We start from the raw sequence: 18,600 nt of genomic DNA on the forward strand, positions 1-18,600 counted from the left end.
TGCTAAAATAACTTTGGCAGTTCCTTTTTTCAACCCGATAATAGGTTTATCTGATTTTATCAAATTTTATGAAATCTATTGACTGACGGCGGCAAGGATAGTTTGAAAACGGTTTCACTATTCATTGTTACGCCGTCCCTAATCTCGCCAGTTTCGAGGTCAAAGAGTTTTGCATTTGGCTTTTTGACGATTAAATCCACAGGCTCAACATGAGGCAGGAATGAACGCAATACAAACGTATCGTTATCATATGTATACAGCGTTACTTTGCTTTTTACGTCGAGCATTACAGGCGATTTTTTCAAGAATACAGAGCGTATCATTTTTAGTATTTCCCGCGGGTAGTGATAAATTTCGCCGAAATCGTCAGGGATCGTGAGAATATACAGATTGCCGCGGCTGACCGTTGTCTTAAGCAGTATCGGGAAGCTGTTTTCTTCGCCAAACGCGCCTGCAAGCTCCCATGTCTCGTTGGTGGAGAATTCGACCTGCGGCAGCAGAACCTTTTGAGCTGCTTCGGCAGTTCCGCTGAATGTTGTGCCGTTAAGCGAGTATGCGTACCTATTTACGCAGGCCTTGCGGTCAGTGAGCCACGCGCTTGTAAAGCTCGAAAAGCCTTTGTCCTGCATCTTGCCTAAAAAGCCGGATGTGACGATTACATCGGCGCCTGATTTTAAGCTTTCTTCAATTTTATCTATTATTTTACTGTCACACGCCGCTCCCTCTGTCAGGAATATGGTTTTCGCATCTTTGGGATAGTATGGATACGGTTCCAGCGGTATGCCCGCCATGCCGATATAGTTGTGCAGATAGTTCTCGCCTTTGCTGTGATATGGGAGATAGCACGCCGTACCGACAGGATTGCCGAGTTTGCCCATGACCTTATCCATATTCTCGTACAGTTTCCCGAGCAATGGTACGCAAAGTGAATAGTCCCTGTCAAGCAGCGAACCGAGGCAGAATACGCTCGTTTCCCTCGCCTTTCCGAACAATGTCAAATAGGTTTGGTCAGCGTAAGACGTCAGGTTATAGGTACATTCATACGGGTCAAACCAGCCGCCCATGTTTTTTCCAGGCTTTACATTTTCGAGATACCTCATTATAAAGTAACTGAGGTACTTGGGAAGGTGCTGCTGGGTATACTGGGGATTTCGCGTTTCAGTACCTGTGTAGATTGAATCAAAGATGGCCGATTCGTCTTCAAGATTATATCCGCAATCTTGGTAATGCTCGTACCAGTTGGGATATTTAATTATCAATTTAACACTGGGGTTGACCTTTTTCGCTGCGGCAACAAGTTCTTTGGAAAACTCCCGCTTAATTTTGAGGCGGTACTCGGCCCAGCCCATATCGCCCTTTGCCTTTATACATTCGTCACACTTGCAGTTGGTAAAATAAAAATCGTCCAAAATGATCTCGTCAAACATGCCGGCGGTAAACTCGACAAGTTCTATTACCTTCCTGCGGTCTTCTTTTTTAGTATAACAGAAGCCGTTAAAACCGACGTCTCCCCTATCCTTTTCCAAGGTTATGCCGCCGGATGTCTTAAAGCCTTTGTCGTTGAAGAAAGCCTTGAGTCTGAGCATTTTCTCCTTGTCAATAATCCGTCCGCCGCGAAATGTTTCAAGATAGACTTTGCTCACCGCGATGTTCCGGGAGATGAAGTCAAACTGTCTGTCAAACTCCTCCAGATCATCAATTTTTACAAGGTCATCTACCCGGCAGTATACCGCAACGCTGTAATTTTTATAACTCATAGCAGTGCACCCCCAATTAAAAAGGTTTTTATCTCACTTGTCCATTATCATTAGGGAACATCTGTTCATTTTTATTTTATCACGGTTTTTTCTCTTTTGAATGGTTTACTCAAATATTCCATTGGAAAACTGCATCCCTCTTTCAAGATAAATAATTATATTATGGATAAAAATAAGCTGCTTAACATCGTCTGTTAAGCAGCTATACAATATATGTAAAAAAATACCTCTTCATTCAATTATAGAGAACATACGGCTTGTTATATTCTGAAGCCAGCCGCTTTATTCTCTCAAACTGCGCGGGCGTATTATTGATATGCACCGATAAGAAATCCAAAGCGTCCAGCCATGGCAAATTTTCTTCTCTGTCAGCGGGAATTTCGTATGTTATGTAGCCTGAAAAGATATTCCTGACTGAATCAATTAGCCAGCGCCATTGCTTTTCGCGGTTTTCAGACTGAGAAAACCTTGAGCCAACTGAGAAGAACGAGCATCCGGTTCTTTGAGCAAGCCCGGCCATTTTAAAAATGAATTTTGCATAGTTTTTGAACCATTTGTCCCATAATGCCTCGGACTCTGCACTGCCGGAGAAATCGATTTCTTCACAGCTTTTTCCGTCGTTTAATTTGAGCATTGGTTTGAACAAAACCCTAAATCCTTTTTTGTGAATGTAGTCAATCATGTTTTCAATTTCCCAGTCTCCTGGGGTTCGCGCAGTAGAATAAACGATATCAGTCGACAGAACATTTTCTTGCCACGCTGTCACAGGAAGAATAATAGTGTCACGATCATCACCTTCAAATACCGTGTCCAGCTTCTCAAAAGTGTCACGACTCGCGAAATCACCTTTTTGAGCGCACAGGCACAAATCAACGCATTTGACAAACGGGAAATCAATACTACTCGCCATCATAAATAGCATCCCCTTCGCAATGTCTTTAATTTTGGATTTACACGGAACAATCTGATCGCTGTCACATATTATTCGGTCGCAAATAATTATAACCCACAGGTACCGCAAAATTTGTCGAATTTGGTCTTATTCTCCAACTTTTTGTTGTTACATATTATGTTTTTATTTGTAATATTAGATTGGTTTGAGATTTTTATCCTATTTCTACAACCTATAGAATATTGGATTTTGCCGCAATTTAATAAGTAGTCATAGGCCTATAAATCAATAAAACACCCCTGTTATGGTGTCCTTTAGGACCGTACCAAAACAGGAGTGTTTTAAAACGTAATCTATTCTTTATACTTATCTGCTAAATTTTTGTATTCATCAGCGTTGGCAATGAGTCTGAGCTGTTCATCCTTGTTGAGAATGCGTTTGAACTTGGCGGGAACGCCCATATACATTCTGCCGTCAAGCACTTCGGTCCCGGGCGTTACAACACTGCCGGCAGCAATCAAGCAGCCTTTTCCAATCTTTGCACCACTCAAAACGACAGCACCTATGCCTATAAGCGTGCCGTCACCGATATTACAGCTATGAAGCACCGCATTGTGCCCAACTGTAACATTTTTGCCCACAACAAGAGGGACCCCTTCATCACAGTGAAGTGTGCAGTTATCCTGGATGTTGGAGCCATCCCCGATTTCAATGTGAGCCATATCGCCCCTTATTACGGCATTATGCCATACGCTTGCTTTTTTGCCAATTTTAACATTTCCAATAACCTGAGCGCCCGGAGCAATAAAAGCGCTTTCGGAAATGTCCGGCATATCCATTCGCATCCCCCCCTTGAACAGTCCTTATATTTTATTGTCTGCGGATTAATGTGTATTTATTTGCTTCAGCTGCGCCTTAACAGGCTTATAAGCAAAACCGGAACTGCGCATATAAACTGATAAGTGAGCACGAAAGCTGCTGTAACCGTATTTCCAAAATACTCTAAGATAACCGCAAACAACATTCCCAATACAGCGAGGGCAATCTGGAGAAGCGTATTAGCCCAAAATGTACCCTTGAGTTTTACGCATGCATTAATTGATTCCGAATAACCCGCCATATCCTTTACCGCTATGCCGGCTTCAACTGGGCCATAAACCCTATTGTCCTCAAGCAACCTCATTTCACGCGATTCGAGTACAGTGACATCATCGGAATTAAGCCCGCACTTTTGTTCCAAAAGCTCCGGCGTAATATTCGGGTCGCTCGTTTCAATAAGCACCCGGACGCCGTTGCTGCCAAGTTTGCAAAGCTGATAACCGGTTTCATCATCAATGCCATACATAACTATAAAGATTGCGCGAACCTGTCCGTTAATGGCAAGATAAGTCACATCCCTGCCGTTTATTGTATATCTCATCTCGTAATCGCGCGAAGGCGTGTCAACCATGTGCTTGTGCATAAGCTGCCTGTTCCCGAGCAGAACATCGTTGTCATCTATTACCGCATATAAGCCCTTATTGTCCTCAAAAACAATCCTGTCAACCTTTTTCAGCAGTTTTCTGCCTATTCCTACATCAGCGAATATGTCCAAAAACGCACTTGCAAGAGGGCTTTTTCCGGCCTCAGCAATACTTGTGGCATAAAGCACAGCTTCTTCTATTTTTTCTTTATGGAAAGTCTTAACACCAATAATCTTCGTGCCTTTGCCCGGGAAAATGAAGCTTCCGTCAGCGACAATCGCGTCAGCGCCGCCGAAAGTTGCAACATCCTTGCATCCCGTAAGCAGGCAGTTGTGCTTTGCAAGCCGTTTGCATGCCTTATAAAACGGAACGGATACTCCAAATTCAAACATGAGCGGACTCGATATGCTGCAGATTGAGCAAAATGCAATCACTGCACTGCTAACGTCCTTTGTGAGCGCAAATACAATTGTTGTTATAAGAGCTACCGCAAGTGAAATTGGAGCAAATGCCTTTGCTGCAATATCAGAAGGAGACGGTTCATAGGATTTTTCAAGAAAATCCGTGAGTGAATCCGTTTTTGCAAGACTGATAATTGACGGCGTGCCGTCAAAGGTTGGGATTACCCTCTCGGCAACATCGTCGGATACTGGGTAAGCAGCATATGCAGTATCTATAGTTTTCAATAGCTTAAGGTTATTACGCACCCTGGATACATAAAATATCTTGGCAAGAAGGTTAAAGCTTATTCCTGCCGCGGCGCATGAAGAGTAGACAGCGCTTACGGAAGCGACTGTAGGCAACTGGGAACTCATCACAAAGTCGCAAAGAGAATAGATATTCCCTATCAATGCCGCATAGAAAGACAAAGAAATAATGCTGTCCGCGTCAGGTTTAAAAGTAAACAGCGAAGCTATTCCTTTAACCGAAGCGGAAAAACTTAATAAGCCAACTGCAAGCAGTAGAATAAGATTCAAAATTATGTAACCATAAGCTACTATGTCCATTGTAAAAAATGAAGGGGCATAAGCCGCAAAGACAGTTGCAGCTATAAGAAAAAGCGTCAGAACTATGCTAAAAGAGAAACGCACCTTTAGCGACTTCAAAAAATCGTCCTGATCGGCTTGAATTTCGTCCAATTCATCGCTTTGGATATTTGGGTCCTGCTGTTTTTTGATGGGAAACGTGATCTCTTCATCTTCCGTCTCCTCATTCAGCTCAATGCTGAAACGTTTCTTAGCGTTTACATCTTTGGGATTATCTTTATGTAATTCGTTGGCTGCCGTATTTGAAGTACGCCCAGCCATCATTCTTTCCCGCTCTGAAGAGCTGTAAATTTCCCTGCTGGCGGGTTTTGTATCTTCAGAGTTGATTTTTTTATTCGTATTTTCCTTTATCTTTTGTGACAGCCTCGAGACCTTTTCTCTCTGGGCTGAATTTGACCATTCCTCAACAGCCTGTTGCATTCTGCCCTGGCTGTTTGTTTCACCTGATTTGTCATGAACATCATACATAATATCCGCTCCAATTGTATTACTTTAATGCGCTTTCTCTGCGCCTTACAATCTCATACATCAAAATTCCTGCAGCAACCGATGCATTAAGCGATTCGATTTTGCCGCGCATCGGCAGCGAGACAAGAAAATCACACTTTTCCCGTAAAAGCCTTGAAATGCCAAAACCCTCTGAACCAATCACAAGGGCGCATGCCCCTGAAAAATCGGTTTGATAATACGGTTGTCCTGACATTTCCGCCCCGTATATCCATATGTTCATTTTCTTAAGTTCTTCAACCGTCGATACCAGATTGGACACGCGGGCAACCGGCATATATTCAAGCGCGCCGCATGAAGCCTTACCGACAGCCGCCGTCAGCCCAACCGCTCCCCTCTTGGGTATTATTATGCCGTGCGCCCCGGCAGCCTCGGCAGTCCTTATTATCGCGCCAAGGTTATGCGGGTCGTTTATCTCATCGGCTATTATAATAAACGGAGGCTCTTTCTTTTTCTCTGCACGCTTTAAGATGTCTTCGACCGTCGAATACTCATGCGCTGCGGCAATCGCGGCAACGCCTTGATGGTTAAGGCCCGCACACAAAGCGTCCAGCTTTGCCGGACTGACATCCTTTATAGTCACACCTTTTTCCCTGCAGAGTGACACTATCCTTCCAACTGGCCCTCCGGTATTTCCTTTTGCTATAAGAACGCTGTCAACCGGCCTTCCGGATTTTAGCGCTTCATATACTGCGTTTCTGCCTGCTATGACATCATCATTGTGTTTATCTCTTTTATCAGAATACATTGTTTACCCCATCAACTGTTATTTATGTTTATTATATCATAAAGTTTCCCCAAATTAAACGCCGCTATTACTAATTTGACGATTAACTTGGCTTATTGGCGATTTTATTTTGTTTATAAAGCAAGAGCCGCCGCATTTTTAGTTGAAACCAGTCTTTTTATCGAAAGTATTGGCAGGTCAATTTTTTCAAAGTTGTTCATCTTAATCCAGAAAAAAATTTAAGAAATATAGGAAAAATACATTGCTTAATTATATGCAAATTAAGTCGTAAAAAGGACAAGTCTAAACTTGTCCTTTAATTTATAATTTATTATCAACAATAGTTTAAGACACAGCGTAACACTTAAAAAAGGCTGTTGATGCAACAGCCTTTTTAATGTTATTCTGCATTATCGGTTTCATTATCAGCTTTAATAATCGCTTTCATCGCTTCGACGGCGGTCTTTATTGCCGATGAAGTGTCAAGTACGTTTGGATTGTCAAGCCCTGCGGCAGCCCGCTCCTGGTTCCAAATGCAGGACAGCACTGCTCCTGCCCTTACGCCAAGGCAAGCGGCGACGGTAAACAATGCCGCACACTCCATTTCGCTCGCAAGGCAGCCGGCTTTAATCCATGCGCGCCATTTATATTCCAGTTCCGGCCCGACGGGCATTCTCGACGGCTCGTGCTGGCCGTAAAACGAATCCTTGCTCTGAACAACACCAGTGTGGAAACTCAGATTAAGCCGCTTTGCCGCCGAAACAAGGGCTGAAGTGACATCAAATGACGGAACGGCAGGAAATTCAATAGGTATATATTCCTTTGAAGTGCCTTCCATGCGGATTGCACCTGTCGGAATAATAAGGTCGCCGCCCAAGACCTTTTTCTGCATGCCGCCGCATGTGCCGACACGTATAAACGTATCTGTGCCGAGAGCCACAAGCTCCTCCATCGCTATGGAAGCTGACGGCCCGCCAATCCCGGTAGATGTCACAAGCACATTTTGGCCGCACAGCTCGCCGGCAAAGGTGGTGAACTCGCGGTTTTGCGCAACCTTGCGCGGATTATCAAGATAAGACGCGATTTTTTCAACCCTGCCGGGGTCACCTGGCAAAATTGCATATTTCGCAGCGCAGCTTTCATCGATTCCAAGATGGTAAATGCGCTCTTTCAAAGCAACCCATCCCCTTTATATGTCAGGTTATTTAAAACATCTTCTTATGGTGCAATACTGCGCCCGCAACTATCATACCTGCCGCAGACAGCAAAAGCGGGAAAAGAAAGCTGGCTTTCGGCAGCCCTGTAACATTCATACCGTAAAACAGGAAAACGATTATCGGAATAGATATTACAATAACGACCGAAATGAGCAGCTTGAGCATATGATTGAGATTATTCGCCCTGACTGTGGAAAAGGCGTCAATTGTAGCGTTCAGTATACGCGAATAGATGCCCGACATCTCGACAGCCTGTTTTACCTCAATTAGCACATCCTCAAGCAATTCATGTTCATCGTTTGTTAGCCTTATCACCCTTCCGCGAAGTACCTTTTCAAGGGTGATTTCGTTTGCCTTAAGCGCCGCAGAAAAATAAACAAGCGATTTGCCAAGCCCAAAAAGCTGCACCAATTCCTTGCTGCGCGGCGTTCCGTAAAGCTGGTTTTCTATATAACTCGAAATCTTATTTATCTGACGAAGGTACTGCAAATAACGGGCCGCCATGCGCATAAGAATTTGCAGAACAAATCTGGTTCTCTGCGCTGTCTGCACATTTTTGATAAGGCCTTCTGAAAAATCCGATATTATTGTATTGGGCTTTATACATACGGTTATTATGTAATGCCCGTTAAGTATTATACTCATCGGGACAACCGTATACGTCACCATATTATCGCGCTGCTGTGCTAACGGCACCCCAATAAGCATCATCGTGCCGTTTTCGCCTGTTTCAATTCGCGAAGCCTCTTCCTCGTCAAGAGCAGCACGCAAATAGTCAATTCTGACGCCAGTATCGGCTGAAAGGCGGAAAAGCTCCTGCTCGCTCGGTGAAACAACATTCACCCAACAATTTTCCGCTAACCCCTCAATGCGTGACAGTTTATCGCCGTCTGTTTTGAAATATTCTATCATAAAGACACACACTCCCATAGAATGGAGCGTGCAGTCCAGTAAGCTTCAAATCATGTTAAAAAGCAGCCGTCAGCGCGCTCCATTCGCAATATAGATTATTGCAATAACTACCACCCGGGTCGCCCACGGTTTTTTCACCCCAGTTTGCGAATATTAAATTAACAGCACTACGCCGCTTATTCGCACACATTATTATAGCACAATTAATGTCTATTGCAAGCATTTTCGTTTAATCCCGCTCCTTAATCGCCGATTTTTCAAATCTATCGCGGTTTTTCTCGCCCGCATTCCAGTTTACAATTCATTATTCGGCTGCTGTTACTATATCTAAATTGGTTTAATTATATTAATGATATAAAAAAGAACCCCGTTTTCACGGAGTTCTCTTATTCAAATTATTCGGTCAAATCCCTTCCAAACCATTTTGCGGAGATTGAGCTGCTTGTTCCATCTTTCTTGAGCTCACTGAGTGCCTTTTCAAGCTTGTCCCTCAGCAAGGCGTCATTGCGCCTGACAGCCACGGAGTATTGCTTGTTTGCGAGAATGGTATCCAAAATCCTGTATTGCTCTGCATGGGCTGACATGGAGTTACTTGCATAAGACAGATCGACCGCAAGCGCATCTATACGCGATTTGTCAAGGGCGGCAAAGGCCGAAACCGGGTCGTTGAATTCTTCGCATTTAGAATCCTTTACCTGTGATATCAAAGACGAATTAAGCAGCGCCTTTTCAGCGTCAGAATTTTTTACCGCGCCGACCGGCCTGTCCTTTAAATCCAAGGTGCTTTCAATAACCGAATCCGCATTGACAAGCAGAATTTGACGGTCAGACATATAATTTTTCGTCAAAAGCATATTCTTTTTATTCTCATCGGTAGCCTCAATTTTGCCCCAAAGCACATCAACGTTGTCCTTGTTAAAAGCTTTGGATTTATCATCTATATTAACATACTTGAATTTGACGCTGACACCCATGCGCCTTGCTGCCTCACGGGAAAGCTCAACTATAAATCCATCTGGCGTTCCATCTTCCCCGCGAAAGCTCAAGGGCTTTGCATTGGAATCAATCCCGATTGTCACCGTTTTCTGGCCGCTGCATCCGCTTGCAATAACCATCATTGCCGCAGTAAGAACAGCAAACACGCTTTTTATATACTTTCGCATCTCACCACTCCCGAGCTGTCCGCTCATCTAAAACAATTACCGCTAACACCGCCCACTTTGAGCGGCCGATTACGATTTCAATAAAAAAGGTGCAGTAATAGGATTTCCTTTAAGTGGAAATCCTATTCTTTTGCACCTTGACATATCGTAAAATGGATTATTTTCTGCGGTTGAAAATGCTCATGATGTCGAAATATTCGTCATCAGTCGACGAATGCGACGTTGTGGTGCGGGAAGATGAAGCCGAGGTATGCTTGTCCACCGACTGTGCAGCCGCCGCTGCTGCTGCCCTCGCCGACTTTGCCTGCTGGAAAGATGCTCTTACAATTGGGGATTCTGGCTGTTCAGCTGTATCAAAACCAGTAGCGATAACGGAAACTACCATTTCGTCACCGAGTTGGTCATTGAATGTAGTACCCCAGATAATCGTTGCACTCGGGTCTGCCTCGTCAGTTATCATTGACGCAGCAAGTTCGACTTCATCAAGACCAATTTCCGGTGAAGACATAACATTAATAATTACACCGCGCGCGCCCTTTATTGATGTTTCGAGAAGCGGGCTTGAAATTGCCATACGGGCAGCTTCCTCAGCCTTATCCTTGCCAGTTCCGCGGCCGACACCCATATGAGCATAACCGGCATCCTTCATAACAGCGGTAATATCCGCGAAATCCAGATTTACAAGACCGGGCATTTTTATCAGATCTGAAATGCTCTGGACGCCCTGCCTCAAGACATCATCTGCTATTTCAAAAGCGTTTGCGAGCGTAATTCTCTGTTCTGAAACAAGCTTCAAGCGCTCGTTTGGAATCACAACAAGTGAATCAACATGTTCTCTAAGGGCTGTGATACCAGCTTCCGCCTGCTGCATACGGCGGATACCCTCAAACTTGAATGGTTTTGTGACAATACCGACAGTAAGTATTCCAAGCTCTTTGGCAACCGATGCTATTACCGGGGCCGCGCCTGTTCCTGTACCGCCGCCCATTCCGGCGGTTATGAAAACCATATGTGTACCCTTGAGCGCGTCTGCAATTTCTTCCTTGCTTTCCTCTGCCGCACGCTGTCCCTTTTCAGGGTTCGCTCCGGCACCCTGGCCTTTTGTCAGCTTTTCACCTATCACAATTTTATGTGTGGCCTGCGAAAGCGAAAGCGCCTGCTTGTCCGTATTTATCGCAATAAACTCGACACCTTTTATGTTGGAGTTAATCATCCTGTTGACAGCGTTGTTTCCACCGCCACCTACTCCTACGACTTTTATTTGAACGATGTTGTCAAAATCTTTATCAAGTTCAAAAGCCATTATCGTTGCCTCCCCAAAGTTATAGAGCAGCTTTTAATAATTATATCATGAAATAATAGTATAATCCACCACTATTACTAAGTATTTTATCTTTTTTTATGGTGCCGCTCAATATATTGATATTTAATTAATATTTTTTGACCATATATATACTCGAGTTTGCCACCGCAGACTTAGCTGGGGCTAAACGTATAGCGCTTGTTTTGCGCTGACACATCAAGACTTCCCTTATCAGTCGGCTGCATTTTAGTATTTATAATTACGGCGGCATCCTTTAGCTTCCGAGCTGCCTCATTCTGAGTTCCAACCACTATGGTAATCCTCGAGTCGTAAACTACAGAAAGCCGGTAACTTGTACCGATATTGTAAGCGGTTACTTTTGCTATCTTCGCCTCTTTTACCGCTGCCGATAGATCTTTTATCAGCTGCAGCTGGTTGTTGTCAATAAAATTTACTGTTTGACCCGGTTGAACGTCAGATATATTCGCACCGGTTATTGATATCAAATTGTCAGTTTTCGATTTATCACTTGTAAGCTCAAGTACTTTCAAATCTTCATCCGCAATTACAAATTGTTTGTTAAAGTTGATTGCATAGTAAGGTTTGTCTTTTGTAACCTCAATCAAAACAGTCGTCGGCAGCCGGAGCTTTACTTTTGCATCCTTTATATAAGGCAGCGAAGTACATATGGATTTGTTCACTTTATTCTTGTCAATTCTCAAAAGATTTGTCTCGTTAGTAATTCCGCTTACGTTTTTAATCTGATCGGCACTGTACGGAGATTCACCTGTTATCTTTACTGTCTCCACTTTCAGAAATATTGCGGAACAAACGGCAAGGGCAACGAACAAAACCACCAGAAGCAATAGAAAATATGCGAACTTAGAAGGTTTTCTCCTTCTTTTTTTCTTTTTGCCTGCCCGTCTTTTGTTCTGCTCAGTCCGCATTCTTAACCTCCTGTAACATAATTACTCCTTTCAGGCAATCAGACTCTGTGTATATCAGCCCCCACACTTTGCAAATCGCGTTCAATTGAAGCATAGCCTCTGTCAATATGCCTAAGGCCTGTTACCACTGTCTGTCCCTCAGCCGCCAGCGCAGCTACAACAAGCGCAGCACCGCCGCGCAGGTCAGTCGCCTCGACCGGTGCACCGTAAAGCTTTTTGACGCCTTCGACAATAGCAACTTTGCCTTCGACTTTAATATTGGCACCGAGCCTCCTGAGTTCAGACGTATGCTTATAGCGATTCTCAAAGATGTTTTCAATGAATACACTTGTTCCGCATGCCAGCGTAGACATAGCCATAACAGGTGCCTGTGCGTCAGTCGGAAAGCCTGGATAGGGCATCGTCCTGATATTCTTTACTGGATACAATTTTCCGATCCTGCTTATTCTCAGCATATTGCCCGACGTCTCTACTATACAGCCTGCCTCTCTGAACGCTGGAAATACCGGATTTAAGTGTTCGACATTAATGCCCTTAAGCGTCAAATCCCCGCCTGTTATCGCCGCAGCTGCCATATATGTGGCCGCAACAATCCTGTCGGGTATAACAGTATATTCACAGCCGTAAATCTTATCAACGCCCTCAATCGTGATGACGCTTTCCCCTGCACCTTTGATTTTTGCTCCACATTTTATGAGAAAGTTGGCAAGGTCGACGATTTCCGGCTCGCGGGCCGCATTGACAATAGTAGTAGTCCCCTTTGCGGTGACAGACGCAAGCATGATGTTCTCAGTTGCCCCAACGCTGGGGAATGATAACACAATATTAGTTCCGCGAAGTCGTCCGTTTGTATGGCAGTTGAGCCAGCCGTGGTCCTCTTCAATGACAACGCCGAGCTGGCGCAGCGAGGAAAGATGCAAGTCAATTGGACGGGGCCCCAATTCGCATCCTCCGGGGAACGAAATTCTTGCTCGGCCCAATTTGGCACAAATCGCACCCAGAAATACGATTGAAGACCTCATTTCGCGCATTAATTCATCCGGTATATCATATTTATCGGCAGAAATCGGGTTAACTACAATGTTTTCGCCATTTTTTTTAACGCTGCACCCTAAATATTTTAAAATGCTGCAAGAAGCGTCAACATCAGATAAATCCGGACAGTTATGTAAAACGCTCGGAGTCTGGCACAGCAGCGTCGCTATGAGTATTGGCAATGCACTATTTTTGGCGCCTTGAATTTGCAGCTCGCCATGCAATGGGCGGCCGCCGTTCACTATAAGTCTTGACATCGTTACGCACCCTTTCAAGCCTCGGGGTTGCTCATACCCCTGCAATCCCATACTATGCTTTAAAAAGGTACGATGTTCAAAGCGAAACATCCTTCTAATCAACTTAAACATCTTTCCTTTGTCTTATTCAACTTACAGCCAAAATCTTATCGAATTTTATTTTTATCACCAATCCGTATCCAGACAGAAAGCGAAAAAAATCTTTTTATGTTTGTTCTGTACTTGAAAAACGCGAGACCGACAGGATTATTCCCATCTGAAACAGCAGCATTACGAGGGATGTTCCTCCGTAACTGAAGAACGGCAGGCTGATTCCTGTATTCGGTATGGTGTTCGTAACAACGGCGATGTTTAAAAGCGCTTGTACGCCGACCTGAATGGTAAGGCCCACTGCAAGCATTGCCCCGAATTTATCCGGTGCACGCATCGCAATCACAAAACCGCGCCAAAGAAGGAGAATAAACAACAAAATTACTATTGTGGCGCCGATGAATCCAAGTTCCTCGCAGACAATAGCGAACACAAAGTCGTTTTGCGGTTCGGATATATAGAGGTACTTTTGCCTTGAATTGCCGAGGCCAAGCCCCATAAGTCCTCCGGATCCAATGCCGTAAAGCGATTGAAGCGTCTGCCAGCCGTTGCCTGTCGGGTCGCTGTATGGGTCAAGCCAATACTTTAGCCTTGCCTTAGCATAATCAATTGCATGGGTAAAAATAACGATGCCGGCAACCGCGGCGCCTGCAAGCCCAAAACCGCCGGTAAACCATTTGAAGGGTGTTCCCCCGATAAACATAAGCGAGAACCCGATGAGCAGTATCAAGACTGTACCGGAAACATGCGGCTCTTTCAACATTAATACGGCAATGCTGCCGAGTATCAAAATAAATGGCAGCACCCCATATTTAAACGTTTTCATTTTGCTGTAATTCTTTGATATAAGGTGCGCGAATAACAAGATGACTGCGAACTTCGCTATCTCTGACGGCTGAAAATTCAGCGAGCCAATGTATATCCAGCGATGTATGCCTTTATCGTTATGCGCGGGTAGAACGAGGACGGCGGCAAGCAAAATATAGCTTATTCCCATTACAGGCCAGGCTAACTTGTGCAGCCAATGGTAATCAATCCTTGACATAACCATCATGATTACTAAACCCATTGCAGCCCACAGCGCCTGTTTTCTTATGAAGAAGAAACTATCCTGCCCCTTTTTGTAATAGGCATAAGCATAGCTTGCTGAAAACATCATTACAAGGCCGAGCATAAGGATAATCATGACGAGTACGAAAAACGGCAGGTCAAATCCGCCTTTTATAAGTCGCCTTTTTTTAGCGGTTACAACGCTGCTGCCTCTCATTCTGCTCTCTGTCGCCACTAATAATCCTCCCAACATTCCGGCGCATATCAGAAAATCAATTTATATGCCGTTTTTGGCTTAAAGTCCCGGCATTAATTCAGTATTAACGCCAGCCAAGTGACACCTGCGGCCGAAGATACGATAGTTACAATTGTAAATACGGCAACTATCTTCATTTCACTCCAGCCAGACATCTCAAAATGATGATGAATAGGGGCCATTTTAAAGACCCTCTTGCCCGTTGATTTGAATGATATCACCTGAATTATATCGGACAATGTCTCAACTATATATATGATCCCAAACGGTATAAGCAGAAGCGGCTGGTCAATCCCGAATGCTATTGCACTGAGCATTCCGCCGAGAAAAAGTGATCCTGTATCGCCCATAAATACCTTTGCGGGATAGAAATTCCATACCAGGAAACCGAGGCAGCCGCCTGCAAGTGCCGCAGCTACCGCCGCAAAAGCTGTGCTCATCATTATTTTAGCGGAAAGCATGAATCCCAAGGCCGCAACTGTCGTAACCGAAGCAGCAAGCCCATCGATGCCGTCAGTTAAATTGACGGAGTTGACTGTTCCTACAATTATAAAAAGGGCAATCGGCCAAAAAGCGATGCCAAAGTTTACAGTCCATGGGGTAAACGGCACCATCATGGTGGTTCCCCTGTATCCTGTCACAAACTCCATGACAAGGAATATCAATGCGGCGAGAATTTGAAGTGAAAATTTCTGCTTTGGTGTGAGTCCCAAATTGCGCTTCTTAACAACCTTGATATAATCGTCGCAAAACCCTATCATGCCAAACATTACGGCCATAACCATACCGTAGATGAGCCTTGAGCGCTCATTATCGCTCATTTGGAACTTGAAATCCTTTGCGAAAATAAGCACTACGATAACGGCTACAAGAATACCGATAATAAACATTAAGCCGCCCATTACCGGCGTTCCCTGCTTTGATTTATGCCAAACAGGCCCTATTTCTTTTATGCTCTGACCGTATTTGAGTTTTCTTAAATAGGGTATCATCCAAATTCCGAGAACCGATGTTATTACAAATGACAAAACAGCGGCAACAACCGCACCCATACCTGTCATTTATTTTTCCACCCTTCATATACTGTCTTAACAGTCTCTTCTAACTTCATGCCTCTGCTACCTTTAAAAATTACCGTATCGCCTGCCTTAAGCAAGTCCAGAAGCGCCTGACCAAGCAACTGTTTGTCTTCAAAGAAATAGCTTTTTCCGCCGGTTTTAACGCTGTCATATCCTTCACATATATAGCGCGCGTCATTGCCGCAGCACAAAAGCACATCAACACCAGACTGTGCGGCGTTCCTGCCGACGTCAAAATGCGCCTGCTGTGACCTATCGCCGAGTTCAAGCATGTCAGCAAGCACAGCGATGGAACGTCCGGTTTTTACAGCATTGAGGACTCCGAAAGCCGCAGCCATTGAATCTGGGCTGGCGTTATAACAATCCTCTATAAATGTAACTCCCCCAATTTTTTCAATCTTCTGCCTCATACCTGAGGGCTTGTAGGAAGCAAGCCCTTCCACAATCAAGCGCGGGTCGACATTGAGTTTCATGCCGACGCAGAATGCCGCAAGTGCGTTATAGATATTATGCTCGCCGGGCACTGGCATAAAGGCACGTATGCGGCCGCCGTGATAGTTTATATCAAAATATGAGCCTTCAGACGTTGTTTCTATATTATTGGCATATAAGCCGCTGCGGTTATTTATTCCGTAAGACGTCAAATGAATGGGCAGCTTTCCTTTTGCCTCTGTGATATATCCGCTTAAAAGGTCGTTGTCGCCGTTTAATATAAGTTCACCGTCGGGTTTCATCCCGTCTATGATTTCAAGCTTCGCTTTTAGTATATTCTCGCGTGAGCCGAGTTTTCCGATATGTGCAACGCCGATATTTGTGATTACGCCTACATCCGGTTTCGCAACCCTCGAAAGGCGTGATATCTCGCCAAAACCGCTCATTCCCATCTCAAATACTGCTGCCCCATAGGTTTTATCAAGTCCAAAAACCGTCATGGGCATGCCGATTTCATTATTGAGGTTGCCCTCGTTCTTATGGGTTTTATATTTTTGTGAAAGCACCGCGCTTATCGCGTCTTTCGTCGATGTCTTTCCTACGCTGCCGGTAACACCTACAACTGGAATTGAAAACAACATTCTATAGCTTTGTGCCAAATGGAGAAGTGCAGAATGAGTATCCTTGACCATTATAACCGGGCGGGAAGTATTCTCAACCGGTTTTTCTGACAGTGCGGCATACGCGCCTTTTTCAAATGCTGTCTCTATAAAGTCGTGACCATCAAAACGTTCTCCGCGGAGCGCTATAAATAGGCTCCCCGGCTTTATTTTTCTGGTGTCGGTCGATACCGATGATATCTTTATATTGAAGCATTCTCTTGTTAGTCTGCCGCCTGTTGCATTTAGTATAAATCCGAGTGATATTTTCTCCATTGTTTACCCCCGAGTTCTATTGCCGAACCTTGTTTTACTATTCAGATTAACTGTCAAGCTCTTTTAGTATTTCGGCAATTACCTCACGTTCATCGAAATGAATACGTCCCGTCGGCAGAATCTGATAATCCTCATGCCCTTTTCCCGCGAGAACGATACAATCGTCTTTCTGAGCGTTCATTATAGCATATTTTATAGCCTCTCGCCTATTGGTTATTTTTACATATGGCGTATTGCTGCCATTCAGCCCCGCCAAAATATCATCTATTATAGCGTCAGGGTCTTCGGTCCGCGGGTTATCCGATGTTATAATGAGAAAATCTGCGTTGTCCGCCGCGACTTTGCCCATCTTAGGCCTTTTCCCCTTGTCCCTGTCTCCGCCGCAGCCAAACAGCGCAACAATACGACCCTTTGCAAAGCTTTTTACTGCGCGGAGTATCTTTTCAAGCCCGTCAGGCGTATGGGCATAGTCGATGATAATAGTAAAATCGCGCCCCGTCGGGACAACCTCGATGCGCCCTTTTACCCCTTTGAACGACGCGAGCGCATTTTTAGCTTTTTCAAATGGTATGCCGATTGAAACCGCACAGGCTATCGCAGCAAGGGTGTTATATACCGAGAATGCCCCGGGCAGATTGGCCTTAATCTCACCTGACGTCTTGCCTTTCAGAGAATATGAAATCCCGACAGAGTTATATTTGATATCGCAGGCTCTGAAATCTGCATTTTCAGTGTTCACGCCGTAAGTAACAGTTCTGCACGGTGCCTCTTCAATTATTGTTTTGGCATACTGGTCGTCGGCGTTGATTACGCCGATATCGCTCATCTCAAAGAGCCTTTGCTTGGCCTTCAGGTAATTTTCCATGGTTTTGTGGAAATCCAGATGATCCTGAGTCAAATTAGTAAAAACGCCGCAGATAAAATGCAGCCCGTCGACGCGTTTTTGCGCAAGGGCGTGGGACGAAACCTCCATTACACAATATTTGCAGCCGTCGTCGACCATTGTGCGCAGGAGACTCTGCAGCTCATAGGCCTCCGGCGTCGTGTAATGTGCCGGAAGCTCCTTGTCCCCCGACATATTCTTTATAGTGCCGATAAGTCCAGTTTTGTATCCGCAGCGTTCAAGCACATCCTTTATTATCGTTGTGACGGTTGTTTTTCCGTTAGTGCCAGTTACTCCGATAAATTTGAGTTTGTCCGCCGGGTTGCCGAAATAATTGGCACAGACGGCGGCATAAGCGGCATGTGTATCCTCTGTAATAATCTGAGGTACATTTACGCCGGTATCCCTTTCCGCAATAACAGCCGCACAGCCGGCTTCTGCAGCTGCAGCGGCATAATCGTGCCCGTCAGACCTTTCTCCCTTGAGGCAGACAAATACAACGCCGGGACCAGCTTTGCGCGAATCAGACGTAACGCCCGATATTTCTATATCGGGCGCCTGCCCTTTATATTCAATCCCTTTGAGAAGTTGTGCTAGTTTCATACTTTATATCTCCTATAAAATTTTAAGCAAATTTTAAAAACGTTTA

The 18,600-nt window shown here is 44.6% G+C and carries 15 protein-coding genes; all 15 read right to left on the reverse strand.

Going from position 1 to position 18,600, the window contains the following annotated elements; all coding sequences use genetic code 11:
• Nucleotides 1–59: 59 nt before the first annotated feature.
• Nucleotides 60–1,757 carry a hypothetical protein gene (locus V6C21_RS07045; RefSeq protein WP_479268672.1) on the reverse strand — a complete coding sequence of 566 codons (1,698 nt, stop codon included), beginning with the start codon at nt 1,755–1,757 and terminating at the stop codon, nt 60–62.
• A gap of 235 nt (nt 1,758–1,992) precedes the next feature.
• A complete protein-coding gene (locus V6C21_RS07050; protein WP_479268673.1) occupies nt 1,993–2,670 on the reverse strand; it encodes a glycoside hydrolase family 113 in 678 nt (225 codons plus the stop codon).
• Between the two features lie 332 nt (nt 2,671–3,002).
• Nucleotides 3,003–3,488, reverse strand: coding sequence for a gamma carbonic anhydrase family protein (locus V6C21_RS07055; protein ID WP_479268674.1), 486 nt, complete (start codon nt 3,486–3,488; stop codon nt 3,003–3,005).
• 65 nt (nt 3,489–3,553) lie between these two features.
• Entirely contained in the window at nt 3,554–5,626 is a 2,073-nt protein-coding gene (locus V6C21_RS07060; RefSeq protein ID WP_479268675.1) for a hypothetical protein, read from the reverse strand.
• Between the two features lie 19 nt (nt 5,627–5,645).
• A complete protein-coding gene (rlmB, locus tag V6C21_RS07065) occupies nt 5,646–6,413 on the reverse strand; it encodes a 23S rRNA (guanosine(2251)-2'-O)-methyltransferase RlmB (RefSeq protein ID WP_045085591.1) in 768 nt (255 codons plus the stop codon).
• 379 nt (nt 6,414–6,792) lie between these two features.
• Nucleotides 6,793–7,566: a uridine phosphorylase gene (gene udp, locus V6C21_RS07070; RefSeq protein WP_034837073.1), complete on the reverse strand. Its 774-nt coding sequence runs from the start codon at nt 7,564–7,566 to the stop codon at nt 6,793–6,795.
• Between the two features lie 31 nt (nt 7,567–7,597).
• Nucleotides 7,598–8,521, reverse strand: a complete 924-nt coding sequence (locus tag V6C21_RS07075; RefSeq protein ID WP_479268676.1) for a magnesium transporter CorA family protein — start codon at nt 8,519–8,521, stop codon at nt 7,598–7,600.
• A 395-nt stretch (nt 8,522–8,916) separates the two neighbouring features.
• Nucleotides 8,917–9,684 (reverse strand): transporter substrate-binding domain-containing protein, encoded by a 768-nt coding sequence (locus V6C21_RS07080; protein ID WP_045085592.1) that lies wholly within the window; start codon nt 9,682–9,684, stop codon nt 8,917–8,919.
• Between the two features lie 157 nt (nt 9,685–9,841).
• Nucleotides 9,842–10,987, reverse strand: coding sequence for a cell division protein FtsZ (gene ftsZ, locus V6C21_RS07085; RefSeq protein ID WP_034837066.1), 1,146 nt, complete (start codon nt 10,985–10,987; stop codon nt 9,842–9,844).
• Nucleotides 10,988–11,160: 173 nt separating this feature from the next.
• Nucleotides 11,161–11,934 (reverse strand): cell division protein FtsQ/DivIB, encoded by a 774-nt coding sequence (locus V6C21_RS07090; protein ID WP_045085594.1) that lies wholly within the window; start codon nt 11,932–11,934, stop codon nt 11,161–11,163.
• A 38-nt stretch (nt 11,935–11,972) separates the two neighbouring features.
• Complete coding sequence (murA, locus tag V6C21_RS07095) at nt 11,973–13,226, reverse strand: UDP-N-acetylglucosamine 1-carboxyvinyltransferase (RefSeq protein ID WP_034837060.1); 1,254 nt, start codon at nt 13,224–13,226, stop codon at nt 11,973–11,975.
• Between the two features lie 205 nt (nt 13,227–13,431).
• On the reverse strand, nt 13,432–14,601 hold the full coding sequence (gene ftsW, locus V6C21_RS07100) for a putative lipid II flippase FtsW (RefSeq protein WP_479268677.1): 1,170 nt from the start codon (nt 14,599–14,601) through the stop codon (nt 13,432–13,434).
• Nucleotides 14,602–14,675: 74 nt separating this feature from the next.
• Nucleotides 14,676–15,683, reverse strand: a complete 1,008-nt coding sequence (gene mraY, locus V6C21_RS07105; protein ID WP_034837058.1) for a phospho-N-acetylmuramoyl-pentapeptide-transferase — start codon at nt 15,681–15,683, stop codon at nt 14,676–14,678.
• Nucleotides 15,680–17,068, reverse strand: coding sequence for a UDP-N-acetylmuramoyl-tripeptide--D-alanyl-D-alanine ligase (locus V6C21_RS07110; RefSeq protein ID WP_479268678.1), 1,389 nt, complete (start codon nt 17,066–17,068; stop codon nt 15,680–15,682). The genes mraY and V6C21_RS07110 overlap by 4 nt, the downstream gene beginning before the upstream one ends.
• A 46-nt stretch (nt 17,069–17,114) precedes the next feature.
• Complete coding sequence (locus V6C21_RS07115; protein ID WP_034837054.1) at nt 17,115–18,554, reverse strand: UDP-N-acetylmuramoyl-L-alanyl-D-glutamate--2,6-diaminopimelate ligase; 1,440 nt, start codon at nt 18,552–18,554, stop codon at nt 17,115–17,117.
• Nucleotides 18,555–18,600: the final 46 nt, after the last annotated feature.

The sequence above is a fragment of the [Clostridium] cellulosi genome (genome assembly GCF_036762875.1).
GTDB classification, from domain to species: Bacteria; Bacillota; Clostridia; order Oscillospirales; family Ethanoligenentaceae; genus Ruminiclostridium_D; species Ruminiclostridium_D cellulosi.

Bases quoted from the DNA above. Each gene is read 5' to 3' on its own strand.
- V6C21_RS07045 (WP_479268672.1), bottom strand. From the start codon at position 1,757: ATGAGTTATAAAAATTACAGCGTTGCGGTATACTGCCGGGTAGATGAC.
- V6C21_RS07050 (WP_479268673.1), bottom strand. From the start codon at position 2,670: ATGATGGCGAGTAGTATTGATTTCCCGTTTGTCAAATGCGTTGATTTG.
- V6C21_RS07055 (WP_479268674.1), bottom strand. From the start codon at position 3,488: ATGGATATGCCGGACATTTCCGAAAGCGCTTTTATTGCTCCGGGCGCT.
- V6C21_RS07060 (WP_479268675.1), bottom strand. From the start codon at position 5,626: ATGTATGATGTTCATGACAAATCAGGTGAAACAAACAGCCAGGGCAGA.
- rlmB (WP_045085591.1), bottom strand. From the start codon at position 6,413: ATGTATTCTGATAAAAGAGATAAACACAATGATGATGTCATAGCAGGC.
- V6C21_RS07075 (WP_479268676.1), bottom strand. From the start codon at position 8,521: ATGATAGAATATTTCAAAACAGACGGCGATAAACTGTCACGCATTGAG.
- V6C21_RS07080 (WP_045085592.1), bottom strand. From the start codon at position 9,684: ATGCGAAAGTATATAAAAAGCGTGTTTGCTGTTCTTACTGCGGCAATG.
- ftsZ (WP_034837066.1), bottom strand. From the start codon at position 10,987: ATGGCTTTTGAACTTGATAAAGATTTTGACAACATCGTTCAAATAAAA.
- V6C21_RS07090 (WP_045085594.1), bottom strand. From the start codon at position 11,934: ATGCGGACTGAGCAGAACAAAAGACGGGCAGGCAAAAAGAAAAAAAGA.
- murA (WP_034837060.1), bottom strand. From the start codon at position 13,226: ATGTCAAGACTTATAGTGAACGGCGGCCGCCCATTGCATGGCGAGCTG.
- mraY (WP_034837058.1), bottom strand. From the start codon at position 15,683: ATGACAGGTATGGGTGCGGTTGTTGCCGCTGTTTTGTCATTTGTAATA.
- V6C21_RS07110 (WP_479268678.1), bottom strand. From the start codon at position 17,068: ATGGAGAAAATATCACTCGGATTTATACTAAATGCAACAGGCGGCAGA.
- V6C21_RS07115 (WP_034837054.1), bottom strand. From the start codon at position 18,554: ATGAAACTAGCACAACTTCTCAAAGGGATTGAATATAAAGGGCAGGCG.